General features: G+C 62.9%; 13 protein-coding genes. 10 read left to right on the forward strand and 3 right to left on the reverse strand.

From position 1 onward, the window contains the following. The first annotated feature begins 5 nt into the window (after window positions 1-5). The 9 genes from betB to yccS all read left to right on the forward strand — a co-directional run bounded on the left by betB (window position 6) and on the right by yccS (window position 14,020). Window positions 6-1,478, forward strand: coding sequence for a betaine-aldehyde dehydrogenase (gene betB, locus TU80_RS04580; protein WP_017844938.1), 1,473 nt, complete (start codon window positions 6-8; stop codon window positions 1,476-1,478). A 141-nt stretch (window positions 1,479-1,619) separates the two neighbouring features. Beyond that, complete coding sequence (gene betA / locus TU80_RS04585) at window positions 1,620-3,323, forward strand: choline dehydrogenase (RefSeq protein ID WP_057003932.1); 1,704 nt, start codon at window positions 1,620-1,622, stop codon at window positions 3,321-3,323. 206 nt (window positions 3,324-3,529) lie between these two features. After that, window positions 3,530-4,972, forward strand: coding sequence for a TldD/PmbA family protein (locus TU80_RS04590; RefSeq protein ID WP_057003933.1), 1,443 nt, complete (start codon window positions 3,530-3,532; stop codon window positions 4,970-4,972). After that, window positions 4,972-6,288: a TldD/PmbA family protein gene (locus TU80_RS04595; protein WP_057003934.1), complete on the forward strand. Its 1,317-nt coding sequence runs from the start codon at window positions 4,972-4,974 to the stop codon at window positions 6,286-6,288. Before TU80_RS04590 ends, TU80_RS04595 begins: the two co-directional genes overlap by 1 nt. A 235-nt stretch (window positions 6,289-6,523) precedes the next feature. Then, on the forward strand, window positions 6,524-7,414 hold the full coding sequence (locus TU80_RS04600) for an alpha/beta fold hydrolase (protein WP_017844942.1): 891 nt from the start codon (window positions 6,524-6,526) through the stop codon (window positions 7,412-7,414). 35 nt (window positions 7,415-7,449) lie between these two features. Beyond that, window positions 7,450-8,877, forward strand: coding sequence for a multidrug transporter subunit MdtD (gene mdtD, locus TU80_RS04605; protein ID WP_017844943.1), 1,428 nt, complete (start codon window positions 7,450-7,452; stop codon window positions 8,875-8,877). A gap of 131 nt (window positions 8,878-9,008) precedes the next feature. Next, on the forward strand, window positions 9,009-10,346 hold the full coding sequence (gene dbpA, locus TU80_RS04610; RefSeq protein WP_232566626.1) for an ATP-dependent RNA helicase DbpA: 1,338 nt from the start codon (window positions 9,009-9,011) through the stop codon (window positions 10,344-10,346). Window positions 10,347-10,496: 150 nt separating this feature from the next. Further along, window positions 10,497-11,675, forward strand: a complete 1,179-nt coding sequence (locus TU80_RS04615; RefSeq protein ID WP_046385156.1) for a BaiN/RdsA family NAD(P)/FAD-dependent oxidoreductase — start codon at window positions 10,497-10,499, stop codon at window positions 11,673-11,675. 161 nt (window positions 11,676-11,836) lie between these two features. Beyond that, the gene (yccS, locus tag TU80_RS04620; RefSeq protein WP_057003936.1) at window positions 11,837-14,020 is read left to right on the forward strand and encodes a YccS family putative transporter; all 2,184 of its coding nucleotides are present in this window, start codon (window positions 11,837-11,839) and stop codon (window positions 14,018-14,020) included. A 4-nt stretch (window positions 14,021-14,024) separates the two neighbouring features. Here the strand turns inward: yccS and TU80_RS04625 are convergent, their stop codons facing one another. Further along, window positions 14,025-14,762, reverse strand: coding sequence for a substrate-binding periplasmic protein (locus TU80_RS04625; RefSeq protein WP_046381789.1), 738 nt, complete (start codon window positions 14,760-14,762; stop codon window positions 14,025-14,027). Between the two features lie 202 nt (window positions 14,763-14,964). Between TU80_RS04625 and TU80_RS04630 the strand changes: the two genes are divergently transcribed. After that, window positions 14,965-15,417, forward strand: a complete 453-nt coding sequence (locus TU80_RS04630) for a GNAT family N-acetyltransferase (RefSeq protein ID WP_017844948.1) — start codon at window positions 14,965-14,967, stop codon at window positions 15,415-15,417. A gap of 35 nt (window positions 15,418-15,452) precedes the next feature. Here TU80_RS04630 and TU80_RS04635 read toward each other — a convergent pair whose 3' ends face one another. Both TU80_RS04635 and TU80_RS04640 read right to left on the reverse strand, forming a co-directional pair. Beyond that, on the reverse strand, window positions 15,453-15,749 hold the full coding sequence (locus tag TU80_RS04635) for a winged helix-turn-helix domain-containing protein (RefSeq protein ID WP_017844949.1): 297 nt from the start codon (window positions 15,747-15,749) through the stop codon (window positions 15,453-15,455). Window positions 15,750-15,768: 19 nt separating this feature from the next. Then, on the reverse strand, window positions 15,769-16,269 hold the full coding sequence (locus TU80_RS04640) for a M48 metallopeptidase family protein (RefSeq protein WP_010207148.1): 501 nt from the start codon (window positions 16,267-16,269) through the stop codon (window positions 15,769-15,771). Window positions 16,270-16,299: the final 30 nt, after the last annotated feature.

Genomic DNA, 16,299 nt, shown 5'->3' on the forward strand with positions numbered 1-16,299 from the left:
ACTTTATGGCCCGTTTCGACCTGCAAAAACTCTACATTGACGGCGGCTACAGCGACGCTGGCAGCGATGCCACCTTCGAAGCCATCAACCCGGCTAACGGTGAAGTTCTCGCCCAAGTGCAACGTGCAACGTTCGATGACGTTGAACGTGCCGTGGTCAGCGCTGAAAAAGGCCAGAAAATCTGGGCCGCCATGACCGCCATGGAGCGTTCGCGCATCCTGCGTCGTGCCGTCGACATCCTGCGCGAGCGCAATGACGAACTGGCCGCCCTGGAAACCCTGGACACCGGTAAATCCTTCTCCGAAACCAAGTACGTCGACATCGTCACCGGCGCCGACGTGCTGGAATATTACGCGGGCCTGGTGCCAGCCATCGAAGGCGAGCAGATCCCGCTGCGCGACACCTCGTTCGTCTACACCCGCCGCGAGCCGCTGGGCGTGGTCGCCGGTATCGGCGCGTGGAACTACCCGATCCAGATCGCCCTGTGGAAATCCGCACCGGCCCTGGCCGCCGGTAACGCGATGATCTTCAAACCCAGCGAAGTCACCTCGCTGACCACCCTGAAACTGGCGGAGATCTACACCGAAGCCGGCGTTCCGGCCGGTGTGTTCAACGTGTTGACCGGCAGCGGCCGCGAAGTCGGCACCTGGCTGACCGAGCACCCGCGCATCGAGAAAGTCTCGTTCACCGGCGGCACCGACACCGGCAAGAAAGTCATGGCCAGCGCCTCCAGCTCTTCGCTCAAGGAAGTGACCATGGAACTGGGCGGCAAATCGCCGCTGATCGTGTTCGAAGACGCCGACCTGGACCGCGCCGCCGACATCGCGATGATGGCCAACTTCTACAGCTCCGGTCAGGTCTGCACCAACGGTACTCGCGTGTTCGTGCCCAAGCACCTGCAAGCCGCGTTCGAAGCCAAGATCGCCGAACGTGTTGCGCGCATCCGCATCGGCGACCCGCAGGACGACAACACCAACTTCGGCCCGCTGGTCAGCTTCGCCCACATGGAAAGCGTGCTCGGCTACATCGCCAAGGGCAAGGCCGAAGGCGCTCGCGTGCTGTGCGGCGGCGACCGCCTGACCGACGGCGACTTCGCCAAAGGCGCCTTTGTTGCCCCGACCGTGTTCACCGACTGCACCGACGAAATGACCATCGTCCGTGAAGAAATCTTCGGCCCGGTGATGAGCATCCTCACCTACGAGACTGAAGAAGAAGTGATCCGCCGCGCCAACGACACCGACTTCGGCCTCGCCGCCGGCCTGGTGACCAAGGACCTGAACCGCGCCCACCGCGTGATTCATCAACTGGAAGCGGGCATCTGCTGGATCAATGCCTGGGGCGAGTCCGACGCGAAAATGCCGGTCGGTGGCTACAAACAGTCGGGCGTGGGCCGTGAGAACGGGATCAGCTCGCTGAACAACTTCACCCGCATCAAATCGGTACAGGTCGAGTTGGGCGATTACGCCTCGGTGTTCTAAGCCTGGGCCTTGCGTTGCCTGTGAGGCCGCTATCGGGGGCAAGCCCCCTCCCACATTTGAATTGTGAATACCTTCAAAGGTGGGAGGGGGCTTGCCCCCGATGAGGCCCGACCTGACCACACTTCAAAGAGGGTGCATTCAATGTCCCAAGAATACGACTACATCATTGTGGGTGCCGGCTCCGCCGGTAACACCCTGGCGACCCGTCTGACCGAAGACGAAGGCGTCACCGTCCTGCTGCTGGAAGCCGGCGGCCCGGATTACCGTCTCGACTTCCGCACCCAGATGCCCGCCGCCCTGGCGTTCCCGCTGCAGGGTCGTCGCTACAACTGGGCCTACGAGACCGATCCAGAGCCGCACATGGATGGCCGTCGCATGGAATGCGGGCGCGGCAAGGGCCTGGGCGGTTCCTCGCTGATCAACGGCATGTGCTACATCCGTGGCAACGCCATGGACTACGACAACTGGTCGAAACTGCCCGGCCTGGAAGACTGGACCTACCTCGACTGCCTGCCGTATTTCCGTAAAGCCGAAACCCGCGACATCGGCCCCAACGACTACCACGGCGGCGACGGCCCGGTCAGCGTGACCACGCCCAAGGCCGGCAACAACCCGCTGTTCCACGCCATGGTCGAAGCCGGCGTACAGGCCGGTTACCCGCGTACCGAAGACTTGAACGGCTACCAGCAGGAAGGCTTCGGCCCGATGGACCGTACCGTCACGCCAAACGGACGGCGCGCCAGCACTGCGCGCGGTTATCTGGACACGGCTAAAAAGCGTTCCACCCTGACCATCGTCACCCATGCCCTGACCGACAAAGTGCTGTTCGAAGGCAAGCGTGCGGTCGGCGTGCGTTACCTGATCGGCGCCGCCGAAGAACGCGTCGAAGCCCGTGCGCGTAAAGAAGTGCTGGTGTGCAGCGGCGCCATCGCCTCGCCGCAACTGCTGCAACGCTCCGGCGTCGGCCCGGCCAAACTGCTCGAAAGCCTCGACATCCCGGTGGTCCACGACCTGCCCGGCGTCGGCGAAAACCTGCAGGACCACCTTGAGCTGTACCTGCAATATGCCTGCACCCAACCGGTGTCGCTGTACCCGTCGCTGCTCTGGTACAACCAACCGGCCATCGGTGCCGAGTGGCTGTTCAACGGCACCGGCATCGGCGCCAGCAACCAGTTCGAAGCGGGCGGTTTTATCCGTACCCGGGAAGACTTCGATTGGCCGAACATCCAGTATCACTTTCTGCCGGTGGCGATTAACTACAACGGCAGCAACGGTGTGAAAGAGCATGGTTTCCAGGCGCACATGGGCTCCATGCGTTCGCCGAGCCGTGGCCGCGTGCAATTGAAGTCGAAGAACCCACGGGACTACCCGAGCATTCTCTTCAACTACATGGCCACCGAGCAGGACTGGCAGGAATTTCGCGATGGCATCCGCCTGACCCGCGAAATTATGCAGCAGCCGGCGCTCGACCCGTTCCGTGGCCGCGAAATCAGCCCGGGCATCGAGGTGCAAACCGACGAGCAACTCGACCAGTTCATCCGCGAACACGCCGAGACCGCGTTCCACCCGTCCTGCTCGTGCAAGATGGGCAACGACGAGATGGCCGTGGTGGATGGCGAAGGCCGCGTGCATGGCATGCAGGGCCTGCGGGTGGTCGATGCGTCGATCATGCCGATCATCACCACCGGCAACCTGAACGCGCCGACGATCATGATCGCCGAGAAAATCGCCGACAAGATCCGTGGCCGCAAGCCACTGCCGCGCAGCACCGCGGACTACTACGTGGCAGGCGATGCGCCGGTGCGGGGCAAGCCGATGCGTGAAGTGGGGCCGACTGCGCAGTAACTGGAAGACCGTGTCGCCCGCATCGGGGGCAAGCCCCCTCCCACATTTTGAATGTATTCACAAATCGAAGTGTGGGAGGGGGCTTGCCCCCGATAGGGCCCGACCCAACACCGCAAACCTTACGCCTACACTCTCCTTGATCCGCTCCCCAGCCCAGGCCTACTCTGTTCGTCTGCCCGCGCTGAGCCGCCCACAAGGAAGGCCCCATGTTCGAACACCACGCCACACTCAAAAAGCATTTCAGTGCCCTGCGCACCACCGCCGAGTTTTTCTCCCTGCGTTACGTGCGCGAATCCGGCCACTACCTGTCGGTGCGCAAGAACGTCGCCGCACCGCCGCACCTGAACCACGATGAAGGCGCCATGCTCACCGTGCGCGTCAACGGTGTCGAAACCTACGCCGCGACCCACGATATTTCCCTGCCCGGCCTGCAAGCTGCGCTCGAGCGTGCCGAACAGCAAGCACGCTTGATAAAACCCCACGCCCTGCTCGACCTGCGCGAGCAACGCGTGTCCAGCGACGTCGCCGATTACCTGTCGCCCCACCTTGAGCAAGCCTTCCCCTCCTTGAGCGACTGCTACCAATTGCTCGGCGCTGAATCCGCAGCCGTGCCCCGGGACGAGCGCCTGGTGAACTGGGAAGTCAGCCTCGGCCTGAGCCACGTCGAACAGATCTACCTCAACAGCGCCGGCGCGGAACTGCGCCAGGCCCAGCGTTTTGTGTTCCCTGGCGTCAACGTCACGGCCTACGACGGCAACGACAGCCAGTCGCGCACCCTCGGCGGCAGTAACTTCGGCCAGCAAGGCGGGTTTGATGTGATCGAGCGCTTCGGCCTGGTCGGCGCCGCGCCGCGCATCGCCGACGAAGCCCTGCAACTGCTGCTGGCGCCGAACACGCCGCAGGGCCCGCGCGACCTGCTGTTGATGCCCGACCAGATGATCCTGCAGATCCACGAATCAATCGGCCATCCGCTGGAACTCGACCGCATCCTCGGTGACGAGCGCAATTACGCCGGCACCAGTTTTGTGAAGGCCAGCGACTTCGGCCACCTGCAATACGGCTCCAAACTGCTCAACGTGACCTTCGACCCGGACATCCCCGAACAACTGGCCAGCTACGGCCACGACGACGACGGCACCCCGGCCAGCAAACAATTCCTGATCCGCGAGGGGCTGCTGCTCAAACCGCTGGGCGGGGCGTTGTCGCAATTTCGCGCGGGCATGAGCGGCGTCGCCAACAGCCGCGCCAGCAGCTGGAACCGCCCGCCGATCGACCGCATGGCCAACCTGAACATCGAGGCCGGCGACCAGAACCTGGCGCAACTGATCGGCGGCATCGAACACGGCATCCTGATGTCGACCAACCGTTCGTGGTCCATCGACGACGCGCGCAATAAATTCCAGTTCGGTTGCGAATGGGGCCAGTTGATCGAAAACGGCGAACTCAAAGGCGTGGTGAAAAACCCCAACTACCGCGCCATTTCCGCGCAGTTCTGGCGCAAGCTCAGCGCCGTGGGCGACGCCAGCACCTTCCAGGTGTTGGGCACGCCGAACTGCGGCAAAGGCGAGCCCAACCAAGTGATCCGCGTCGGCCATGCCTCGCCCGCCTGTGTATTCAGCCATGTCGACGTATTTGGGGGAGACGCCTGATGAACAACTTCAAGGCATTGGTGGAGTGGCTCAAGCAGGCCCTCACCGACAAAGAACAATTTCACCTGGGCTACGCCGCGGAATCGTCCGAATTCGTGCGTTTCAACCATGCCAAGGTGCGTCAGGCCGGGCAGGTGCAACAAGCCAGCCTGACCCTCAAACTGATCAACGATGGCCGCCACGCCGACCTCGGCATCACCCTCGGCGGCGAGCCGGCGCTGGACCGCCAGCGCCTCGCCGCTGGCCTGCAACAGCTGCGCGAAACCTTGCCGTTGCTGCCGCACGATCCGTACCTGTTGCTGAACCACAACGCCTGGCAGAGCCAAAACGAACAGGCCCGGCCGCTGCCCGAGCTGGGCCAGGTGCTGGAAGACATCAGCCAGGCGGCACACGGCGTCGATCTGGTCGGTTTCTACGCCGCTGGCCCGATCAGCCGTGGCTTCGCCAGTTCGGACGGCGCGTTCGGCTGGCATCAGGCCAATAGTTTCAACTTCGACTTCAGCCTGTTCCACGCCAACGGCGAAGCGGTCAAAGCCAGTTACGCCGGCAATGAATGGAACAGCGCCGAGTTCGCCCGCCGCTTCCAGCAGGCTCGCGAACAGCTGGAATTCCTCGGACGGCCACTGCACAAGCTGGCGCCCGGCGAGTACCGCGCCTACCTGGCGCCGGCGGCCCTGGAAGAAATCATCAGCATCATCACCTGGGGCGGTTTTTCCGCCCAGGCCATCGCCAGCAAAAGCAGCTCGCTACAGCGGCTGTATGCCGGCGAGCAGTCGTTGAGCACGCTGGTGACGGTGGATGAGCACATCAGCGGCTCGCTGAGCCCGGCGTTCTCCAGCGAAGGCTACCCGTGCAGTGACGTCACGCTGATCAACGCCGGCCAGGGCGCCGGCCAACTGGTCAATTCGCGCAGCGCCGCCGAATACGGCCTCAGCACCAACGGCGCCAGCAGCGACGAGTCCCCCAGCGCGTTGCAGATGGCGGCGGGCAGCCTGGCCCAGGCCGATATCCTCAAGCAATTGGGCACCGGGCTGTACATCAGCAACCTGTGGTACCTGAACTACTCCGACCTGCCGGCAGCGCGCCTGACCGGCATGACGCGGTTCGCCACGTTCTGGGTGGAAGACGGCGAGATCAAGGCGCCGGTCAGCACCATGCGCTTCGATGACAGCGTCTACAGCCTGCTCGGCTCACAACTCGAAGCGCTGACCGCAGAGCGCGAACTGTTGCTGTCGGCCAGTACCTACAGCCAGCGCAACACCGCGTCCAATCTGTTGCCGGGGGCATTGGTCAAGCGCCTGACCCTGACCCTCTGACCGACAGTAGTCTGCTTGTGGGAGGGGCCCCCTCCCACATTGTTTTGTGTTGATTTCAGACGTCTTGTTTCGACATGTCCTACAGCTAAATCAGACCTCTCTCACCGCCCGCCCAAGGCCGGTTGTCGCCTGTAAAAAACCCCGTTATAACGGTTAGTGGCACCCCGCCACCTAACCCACGTGCCCGCACGTGATGCATGACCTCGCCCGGGAAAAGGCAAGCTGGAGCATTGACATGAACCATGGAAGTTTTGTCATAGAAAAGCTGTTCAAGCACTACAACGTTCATGTTGAGCAACTAGGTCACCATCCGCAAAAGAAAACCGTGCTGATGGTCAATGGCGCGCTATCCACCACGCGCTCCTTCGCCCGCACCAGTAAATGCCTGGCCGAGCATTTCAATGTGCTGCTGTTCGATTTACCGTTCTCAGGCTATTCACGCGAGCACAACACCGACCTGGACCTGGTGACCAAGGACGACGAAGTGCAAATCCTGCGGGCGCTGGTGGAGCGCTTCCAGGTCAACCACCTGGTGTCGGCCTCATGGGGCGGCATCTCCACGCTGCTGACCCTGGCACACAACCCGCCCTCCATCGAAAGCTCGGTGGTGATGGCGCTGGCGCCGAACCTCAACCAGGCGATGCTCGACTATGTGGAGCGGGTGCGCGTGCTGATCGAAGCCGACGACAAATCCGCCGTCGGCCACTTGCTCAACGACACCGTGGGCAAATACCTGTCGCCGCGACTCAAGCGCAATAACCATCGGCACCTGTCGAACATGGCCACCACCGAATACCGCCAGGCGCGCTTTCATATCCATCAGGTGCTGGCGCTGGGCGATGGCAACTACCTGCCACAGCTCAGCCGGATCGAAACGCCGGTGCATTTCCTCAACGGCACGCTGGACGAATACACCCCGGCCGCCGAGGCCCGACTGTTCCAGCACTACGTAGGCCGCAGCAGCTTTGCCGTCGCCGAACATACCGGGCATCTGCTCGACCTGGAGTCCCGCGAAGCGGCGCGGGCGGTACATCGCGCGCTGCTGGATTTTCTGGTGGGTGAGCACGCGATGTTGTCGGATGTGGACGAACCTTCAGTGGGAAAAGGAGCGACGAATGGCGCATAATCGCCGACACATAGCCTCCTAACAAAAGGGATCCCATGCCAAATCGCGCCCCTCTCGATGCCAAGACCGCCCGCTGGCTCCCCTGGGTGGTCGCGATTGCCTTCTTCATGCAATCGCTGGATGGGACGATTCTCAACACGGCACTGCCGGCGATGGCCCGGGACCTCGCGGAAAACCCGCTGCGCATGCAAGGGGTGGTGATCGCCTACATGCTCACCGTCGCCTTGCTGATCCCGGCGTCGGGCTGGATCGCCGACCGCTTCGGCACCAAGAAGATCTTCTTTGGCGCGATCATGCTGTTCAGCATCGGCTCGCTGCTGTGCGCGCTGTCCAGCAGCTTGACCATGCTCGTCGGCGCGCGGGTGGTCCAGGGCCTGGGCGGTGCGCTGATGCTGCCGGTCGGCCGGCTGGTGGTGCTGCGCGCTTATCCGCGCTCCGAGCTGGTGCGGATCATGGGCTTCATCACCATCCCCGGCCTGCTCGGTCCGTTGCTCGGCCCGACCATGGGCGGCTGGATGGTGCAATACCTGACCTGGCACTGGATCTTCCTGATCAACCTGCCGGTGGGCATGATCGGCTGCTACGCCGTGTGGAAACTGATCCCCGACCTGCGCGGCAGCGAGCGCACGCGGTTCGACGGCATCGGCTTCCTGCTGTTCGGCGCGGCGATGGTGTTGATCACCATCGCCATGGAAGGCCTGGGCGAATTGCACCTGCCGCACCTGCGGGTGATGTTGCTGCTGTTCGGCGGGCTGGCCTGCCTGGCGGCCTATTGGCTGCGCGCCGGGCATATCGATAACCCGCTGTTTGCGCCGGCGCTGTTCAAGACCCGTACCTTTGCGGTGGGCATCCTGGGCAACCTGTTCGCACGCCTGGGCAGCGGCGCCTTGCCGTTTCTGGTGCCGTTGCTGTTGCAGGTGGCCTTGGGCTATTCACCGTCCCAGGCCGGGATGAGCATGCTGCCCCTGGCGGCGGCGGCGATGCTGGCCAAGTCGGTTGCACGGCCGCTGATCGAACGCCTGGGCTACCGCGTGGTGTTGACCGGTAACACCCTGGCCTTAGGCCTGATGCTGGCGAGCATGGGCCTGGTCAGCGAACAGACGCCCTACCCGCTGCTGCTGGGCATGCTGGCGATACTCGGGGCGATCAACTCCTTGCAGTTCACCGCGATGAACACCGTTACCCTGATCGACCTCGACGATGCCCAGGCCAGCAGCGGCAACAGCTTGCTGTCGGTGGTGGCACAACTGTCCCTGAGCCTCGGCGTAGCCTGCGCCGGTGCGCTGCTCGGCGGGTTCACCGCCGAATCGGGCAATGACGGCGTGAGCACGGTACTCGGCGCCTTCCAACTGACCTTCCTCACCGTGGGCATCATGGCAATGCTGGCGGCGGCGATCTTCCTGCAACTGTCGCCAAAAGACGGCAAACGCATCGGCAGCCGCGAACACGACATCGAACACTAGCAGGCGTCTCGTCGAGAACTTGCAGGGAAAATCCCACGGGACTGCTACACTGCGCGACATTTTGTTTTTGCAGAGCCAGTCCCGTGACCACCATCGCCACCGCTTTTAATACGTTGCCGCTCTCCGCCGCCATGCTGGCTAACCTCGACTCGCTGGGTTATGCCGAGATGACGCAGATCCAGGCGCAGAGCTTGCCGGTGATCCTCAAGGGGCTGGACCTGATTGCCCAGGCCAAGACCGGCAGCGGCAAGACGGCTGCGTTCGGCATCGGCCTGCTGAACCCGATCAACCCGCGCTACTTCGGCTGCCAGGCCCTGGTGATGTGCCCGACCCGCGAGCTGGCCGACCAGGTGGCCAAGGAAATCCGTCGCCTGGCCCGCGCCGAAGACAACATCAAGGTGCTGACCCTGTGCGGCGGCGTGTCCCTCGGCCCGCAGATCGCCTCCCTGGAACATGGCGCCCACGTCATCGTCGGCACCCCGGGCCGCATCCAGCAACACCTGCGCAAGGGTTCGCTGGTGCTCGACGGTTTGAACACGCTGATCCTCGACGAAGCCGACCGCATGCTCGACATGGGTTTCTACGACGCCATCGAAGACATCATCAGCAAGACCCCGGCCCGTCGCCAGACTCTGCTGTTCTCGGCCACCTACCCGGTGAGCATCAAGCAGTTGGCCTCGAAATTCATGCGCGCGCCGCAGCAAGTGAAGGCCGAAGCGTTTCACTCCGATGAGCAGATCGAGCAGCGTTTCTACGAGATCTCGCCGGAAGAACGCATGGAGGCCGTCACCAAAGTCCTCGCGCATTTCCGCCCGGCCTCGTGCGTGGCGTTCTGTTTCACCAAGCAGCAAGTGCAGGAAACCGTCGACCACCTGACCTCCAAAGGCATCTCCGCCGTCGGCCTGCATGGCGACCTGGAACAGCGTGACCGCGACCAGGTGCTGGCGATGTTCGCCAACCGCAGCACCTCGGTACTGGTCGCCACCGACGTCGCTGCCCGCGGCCTGGACATCGACTCGCTGGACATGGTGATCAACGTCGAGCTGGCCCGCGACTCGGAAATCCACATCCACCGCGTCGGCCGCACCGGCCGTGCCGGTGAGACCGGGATAGCCATCAGCCTGGTGGCGCCATCCGAAGCACACCGCGCCCAAGCCATCGAGCAACTGCAGAAGTCGCCGCTGAACTGGGACCAACTGGACAACCTCAAGCCACAGAGCGGTGGCCCGCTGCTGCCGCAGATGAGCACCCTGTGTATCGCCGCCGGCCGTAAAGACAAGGTCCGTCCGGGCGATATCCTCGGCGCACTGACCGGTGAAGCCGGCATTCCGGGGGCCCAGGTCGGCAAGATCGCGATCTTCGATTTCCAGGCGTTTGTGGCCGTGGAACGCAGCGTCGCCAAGCAGGCGCTGCAGCGCCTGAACGACGGCAAGATCAAAGGCCGCTCGCTGCGCGTGCGGATCCTGTAAAAAACCCACCACCCTTGTAGGAGCGAGCTTGCTCGCGAAAAACCTCAACGATCACGCAGCGCTATCAGGTAGCCCGTGTCGTCTATGGGGTTTTCGCGAGCAAGCTCGCTCCTACAGGGATCGTACTGATTCATAGATGAGGACACCGTTGTGCGCTCGACCGAAGTTGTGATCATTGGCGCCGGCGCCGCAGGCTTGATGTGTGCTCTGACCGCCGCCGGACGTGGGCGCAAGGTGATGCTGATCGACCACGCGAACAAGGCCGGCAAGAAGATCCTGATGTCCGGCGGCGGTCGCTGCAACTTCACCAATATGTACACCGAACCGGCGAACTTCCTCTCGCACAACGCGCACTTCTGCAAGTCCGCCCTGGCCCGCTATACCCAATGGGACTTCATCGGCCTGGTGGCCAAGCACGGCGTGCCGTACCACGAGAAGAAGCTCGGCCAGTTGTTCTGCGATAACAAATCCAGCGACATCCTCGGCATGCTGCTCGACGAGTGCATCCAGACCGGCGTGAGCCTGCACCTGGACACCTCGATCGAAACCATCACCAAGCTCGACAGCGGCTACCAGTTGCAGACCACCCTGGGCGAGTTGCGCTGCGAATCCCTGGTGATCGCCACCGGCGGCCTGTCGATCCCGACCCTCGGCGCGACCGGCTTCGGTTACCAGGTGGCCAGGCAATTCGGCCACGAACTGCTGCCGACCCGCGCCGGGCTGGTGCCGTTCACCATCACCGACCAGCTCAAGGAGCTGTGCGGCGAGTTATCCGGCACGTCGGTCGATTGCCTGGTCAGCTGCAACGGCCAGAGCTTTCGCGAGAACCTCCTGTTTACCCATCGCGGCCTGAGCGGGCCGGCGATTCTGCAGATTTCCTCCTATTGGGAGTCCGGCGACACGGTCGAGATCAACCTGCTGCCCGACCACGACGCCCACGCCTGGCTGCAACAGCAACAAGCCGAGCGCCCCAACAGCGAGCTGAAAACCCTGCTGGGTGAAATCTTCACCAAGAAGATGGCCAACCTGCTGGCAGAAACCTGGTTCGTGTCCAAGCCGATGAAGCAGTACACCCACGCCGAACTGGCCGACATCGCGCAAAAACTGGCGAGCTGGCAATTGGTACCGGCAGGCACCGAAGGTTATCGCACCGCCGAAGTGACGCTGGGCGGCGTGGATACGCGGGAAGTGTCGTCCAAGACCATGGAATCGCTGAAAAGCCCGGGCTTGTACTTCATCGGTGAAGTGCTGGATGTGACCGGCCACCTCGGCGGCTTCAACTTTCAGTGGGCCTGGGCGTCGGGCTACGCCGCCGCGCAATACGTCTGACACAACGCGGTAAAAATGTGGGAGGTGGGGCAAGCCCCCTCCCACATTTTGATTTTCAGTGTGCCCGGGAGAAATTTTGTGCAGTGATGTGATCACCACCCTTGCCGCAGCGTCCTTGATAGCTCAATTTAGCGGCATCGTCCCGGAAGACTCCAGCCTTCATGTCATCGACCTCGTTCAAGCAGTCCATGCGGCGCCTATGGGCACTGGATAAATTCAGTTACAGCGTTCGGGTATTCATCGCCCTCACCGGCAGCATGACGCTGTGCTGGTATCAGGATGAAATGACACTGCTGATCCCGCTGTTCCTGGGGATTATCGCCAGTGCCCTGGCCGAGACCGACGACAGTTGGCAAGGCCGCCTCAACGCCCTGGCGGTGACGCTGGTGTGTTTCAGCATTGCCGCGCTGTCGGTGGAGCTGTTGTTCCCCTACCCCTGGGCCTTCGCGGTCGCCCTGGCCCTGGCGAGTTTCGGCCTGACCATGCTCGGCGCCCTCGGTGAGCGTTATGGCGCGATTGCGTCGGCCACCTTGATCCTGTCGGTCTACACCATGATCGGCGTGGACCAGCGCGGCGGTGCCGTCACGGATTTCTGGCACGAACCGCTGCTGCTGGTGGCCGGCGCCGCCTGGTACGGTGCGCTGTCGGTGCTGTGGCAGGTGCTGTTTTCCAACCAGCCGGTGCAGCAGAGCCTGGCGCGGTTGTTTCGCGAGTTGGGGCATTACCTCAAGCTCAAATCGTCGCTGTTCGAGCCGATCCGCCAGTTGGACGTGGAAGCGCGCCGCTTGGAGCTGGCTCAGCAAAACGGCCGGGTGGTGGCCGCGCTGAATGCGGCGAAGGAAATCATCCTGCACCGCGTCGGCAATGGCCGGCCGGGCTCCAAGGTCAGTCGTTACCTCAAGCTGTATTTCCTGGCCCAGGACATCCACGAACGCGCCAGCTCGTCGCACTATCCCTACAACGCCCTGGCCGAGGCCTTCTTCCACAGCGATGTGCTGTTCCGCTGCCAGCGCCTGCTGCGCCAGCAAGGCAAGGCCTGCGAGGCCCTGGCCGAATCGATCCAACTGCGCCAGCCGTTCATCTATGACGCCAGCTTCGCCGAAGCCTTGGGCGACCTGAACGCCTCCATGGAACACCTGCGCATCCAGAGCAACCCGGCCTGGCGCGGCCTGCTGCGTTCCTTGCGTGCGCTGGCGGCCAACCTGTCGACCCTCGACCGCCTGCTGGGCGACGCGAGCAACCCGGACGCCCTGGCCGACGCCAGCGACAGCAACCTGCTTGACCGCGCCCCACGCAACCTCAAGGAAATGTGGACGCGCCTGCGCACCCAGCTCACGCCGACTTCGCTGCTGTTCCGCCACGCCTTGCGCCTGGCCCTGGCGTTGACCATCGGCTATGGCACCCTGCATGCGATCCACGCTTCCCAGGGCTACTGGATCATCCTCACCACCCTGTTCGTCTGCCAGCCCAACTACGGCGCCACCCGGCGCAAGCTCGGCCAGCGGATCATCGGCACGGCCATCGGGCTCACCGTGGCCTGGGCGCTGTTCGACCTGTTCCCCAGCGCCCTGGTGCAGTCGATGTTCGCCATCGCGGCGGGCCTGGTGTTCTTTATCAACCGCACCACCCGCTACACCCTGGCCACCGCGGCGATCACCCTGATGGTGCTGTTCTGCTTCAACCAGGTGGGCGATGGCTACGGGCTGTTCCTGCCACGCCTGTTCGACACCTTGATCGGCAGCGTGATTGCCGGCCTGACCGTGTTCCTGTTCCTGCCGGACTGGCAAGGCCGGCGCCTGAACAAAGTGCTGGCCAATACCCTGACCTGCAACAGCATCTACCTGCGCCAAATCATGCAGCAATACGCCGCCGGCAAAAGCGACGACCTGGCTTACCGCCTGGCCCGACGCAACGCGCACAACGCCGACGCGGCGCTGTCCACCACCCTGGCGAATATGCTGATGGAGCCGGGGCAGTTCCGTAAGGAGGCCGACGTGGGCTTCCGCTTCCTGGTGCTGTCCCACACCTTGCTCAGCTACCTGTCGGGGCTCGGCGCGCACCGCGAAACCCAACTGCCGGCCGACGTGCGCGAGCACTTGATCGACGGCGCGGGGAAAACCCTGGCGGCGAGCATCGACGAAATCGCCACGGGGCTGGCCAATAAACAGCCGATCTCGATTCAGAGCGATGCCGAGGAAGCCTTGGCTGCGGAGCTGGAACAGATGCCGGACGAGATCGATGAGGGGCAACGTCTGGTGCAGACGCAACTGGCGTTGATTTGCCGGCAGTTGGGGCCGTTGCGCACCCTGGCGGCCCACCTGATCAAAGACATCAGCGCGGCGTAGGCCACTACATGCCGTGCTGCTTCATCAACCGCGCATAACTGCCGTCGGCCTTCATCTTGGCAATCTCGCGGTCAAAACCGGCAACGATCTGCTCATGCTCGGGGTTCTTCAGGCTGACCAGAATATGCAGGCTGTTTTCACTCAACGGCTGCGGCAAAAACTCCACCGCATTGCGCACCCGCGCCGACTCCTGCGCCAGGTAATAACGGGCAACGAATTCGTCCTCCACCGTCAGGCGTACCCGGCGCGCAACGAGCATCCGCACCGCCATGGCGAAGTTGTGTACCGGGACTTTCTGTAACTGCGTGTCCTGGTCGAACGCCGCGGAATACGCATACCCCCGCACCACGGCGATGGGATAGTCGTGCAGTTGCTCAAGGTTCTGGAACTCGATCGGGTCGTCGCGACGCTTGATAAAAACCAGGCGGTTGATCAGGTATTCAGCAGAAAACTGCCCCAGGCGCGTGCGGGCCTCGTCATACCAGGCGTTGACCACCACGTCGTAGCGCCCATCGCCGACGCCCATCAACGCGCGAGCCCAGGGCACCTGCTCGAAATCACTGGCATAACCGGCGCGGGCCAAGGCGGTGCTGACAATATCGGTAGCCAGCCCGCCATTGATCAAGGTGGCATCGGTAAAGGGTGGCCAGGCATCCGCCACCAGGCGCAGACGCTGTGCGAATGCCGGCTGGGCCAGCAACAACATTCCAATCAAAGCAACGGCACGAGAAAATCGCGGCATGCTTAAAGTCCTTGGCAGGCAGGCGGTGGCCCTGGCTCAGGCGGTACCTGAGGATGTAACAGTAGCTCAGATTACACAAAGAACCCGCCGCTGAATGCATACAATGATGGCAGATTGACGTCACTGTTCCAAACAACCGATTTAGACAGAAGTGCCCGCCGCGCTTACTATCCGGGACAGACACTTCCAAGAGAATCACACCATGACAGTCGAATGGGTCTGCAAACATCACAACGACCTGGGCAAGGAGCAGCTGTACGCCATTCTGCGCCTGCGCAGCGAGGTCTTCGTTGTCGAGCAAAAGTGCGTCTACCAGGACATCGACGGGCAGGACCTGCAAGGCGATACCCACCATCTGATGGCCTGGAAAGGCGATGACCTGGTGGCCTACCTGCGCCTGCTGGACCCGGAGACCCAGGCCGGGGATGTGGTGATCGGCCGGGTGATCGTGGCACCGATGGCACGCGGCACCGGGCTGGGGCATCTGCTGATGGAAGAAACGCTCAAGCAGATTGACGATATCTGGCCAGAGACGCCGATCTTTCTCTCAGCCCAGGCGCATTTGCAGGGGTATTACGCGCGGTATGGTTTTTTGGTGGCGGGTGAGGAATACCTTGAGGACGACATTCCGCACATCGGCATGCGGCGCGCCTGATGGCCCCATCGCGTCAGCCCAGCGACCGCCAAGCCTCAGGGATAACCCAAGACCTGTTTGATCGACGCCAGATTCGCCTCGATCCACCGCCGATCGATCGCGCCCCAGTCGCGAATCCGATAGCACCCCGCATGATTGCGCGCGCCGTCTTCCTGCTCGAACTCGCAGACGATATCCAGATCCGCCAATGCCGCAATCGTGTCCTGCGCGGTGCGCCGGGGCATGCCCGTCACCTCGGTCAGCGCCGGCACGCTGCTGGCCTGCTGGCTGTCGATCAGATACGCCACGTACAGGCGGCGGTAGAAGCTGCTCTTGGTCTTGCTCACATCCATGGTCAACCGCCTTGGAAAGTCAGGGTTTGCCCTGCAGGTCGCGATACGTGAGGTACACGCGCAGGTCGAATTCCACCTGATGGTAGCCCGGCATCATGTACTCACAGAGTTTGTAGAACGCTTTGTTGTGGTCCGATTCCTTGAAGTGCGCCAGTTCGTGTACCACGATCATGCGCAGAAATTCCGGGGCGGCTTCCTTGAACAGCGCGGCGATCCGGATTTCTTTCTTGGACTTCAGATTGCCGCCCTGCACCCGCGAAATCGTGGTGTGCAGGCCGAGGGCACGGTGGGTCAGGTCGAGGCGGTTATCGAACAGCACTTTGTCGATAGCCGGCGCGTTGCGCAGGTGCTCCTGCTTCAAGGCCAGCGCGTAGGCATACAGGGCCTTGTCGCTCTGCACGGCGTGACGTTCGGGGTAACGCTGCTCCAGGTAGGCGCCCAACTGGTCCTTGGCGATCAGTTGGCGCACTTGCTCCTGAAGGGCAGCGGGATAGGCCTGGAGGTATTTCAGCGCGGTCATTGAGGTCTGCAACAGGGTTCGAATGGGCGC

Source organism: Pseudomonas veronii, from assembly GCF_001439695.1.
In the GTDB taxonomy this organism is placed as follows: domain Bacteria; phylum Pseudomonadota; class Gammaproteobacteria; order Pseudomonadales; family Pseudomonadaceae; genus Aquipseudomonas; species Aquipseudomonas veronii.

Excerpts from the sequence above, each read along its gene's own strand:
- dbpA (WP_232566626.1), top strand. The coding sequence starts at position 9,009 with ATGCTGGCTAACCTCGACTCGCTGGGTTATGCCGAGATGACGCAGATC.
- TU80_RS04635 (WP_017844949.1), bottom strand. The coding sequence starts at position 15,749 with ATGGATGTGAGCAAGACCAAGAGCAGCTTCTACCGCCGCCTGTACGTG.
- betA (WP_057003932.1), top strand. The coding sequence starts at position 1,620 with ATGTCCCAAGAATACGACTACATCATTGTGGGTGCCGGCTCCGCCGGT.
- TU80_RS04625 (WP_046381789.1), bottom strand. The coding sequence starts at position 14,762 with ATGCCGCGATTTTCTCGTGCCGTTGCTTTGATTGGAATGTTGTTGCTG.
- betB (WP_017844938.1), top strand. The coding sequence starts at position 6 with ATGGCCCGTTTCGACCTGCAAAAACTCTACATTGACGGCGGCTACAGC.
- TU80_RS04630 (WP_017844948.1), top strand. The coding sequence starts at position 14,965 with ATGACAGTCGAATGGGTCTGCAAACATCACAACGACCTGGGCAAGGAG.
- TU80_RS04595 (WP_057003934.1), top strand. The coding sequence starts at position 4,972 with ATGAACAACTTCAAGGCATTGGTGGAGTGGCTCAAGCAGGCCCTCACC.
- mdtD (WP_017844943.1), top strand. The coding sequence starts at position 7,450 with ATGCCAAATCGCGCCCCTCTCGATGCCAAGACCGCCCGCTGGCTCCCC.
- TU80_RS04640 (WP_010207148.1), bottom strand. The coding sequence starts at position 16,269 with ATGACCGCGCTGAAATACCTCCAGGCCTATCCCGCTGCCCTTCAGGAG.
- TU80_RS04590 (WP_057003933.1), top strand. The coding sequence starts at position 3,530 with ATGTTCGAACACCACGCCACACTCAAAAAGCATTTCAGTGCCCTGCGC.
- TU80_RS04600 (WP_017844942.1), top strand. The coding sequence starts at position 6,524 with ATGAACCATGGAAGTTTTGTCATAGAAAAGCTGTTCAAGCACTACAAC.
- yccS (WP_057003936.1), top strand. The coding sequence starts at position 11,837 with ATGTCATCGACCTCGTTCAAGCAGTCCATGCGGCGCCTATGGGCACTG.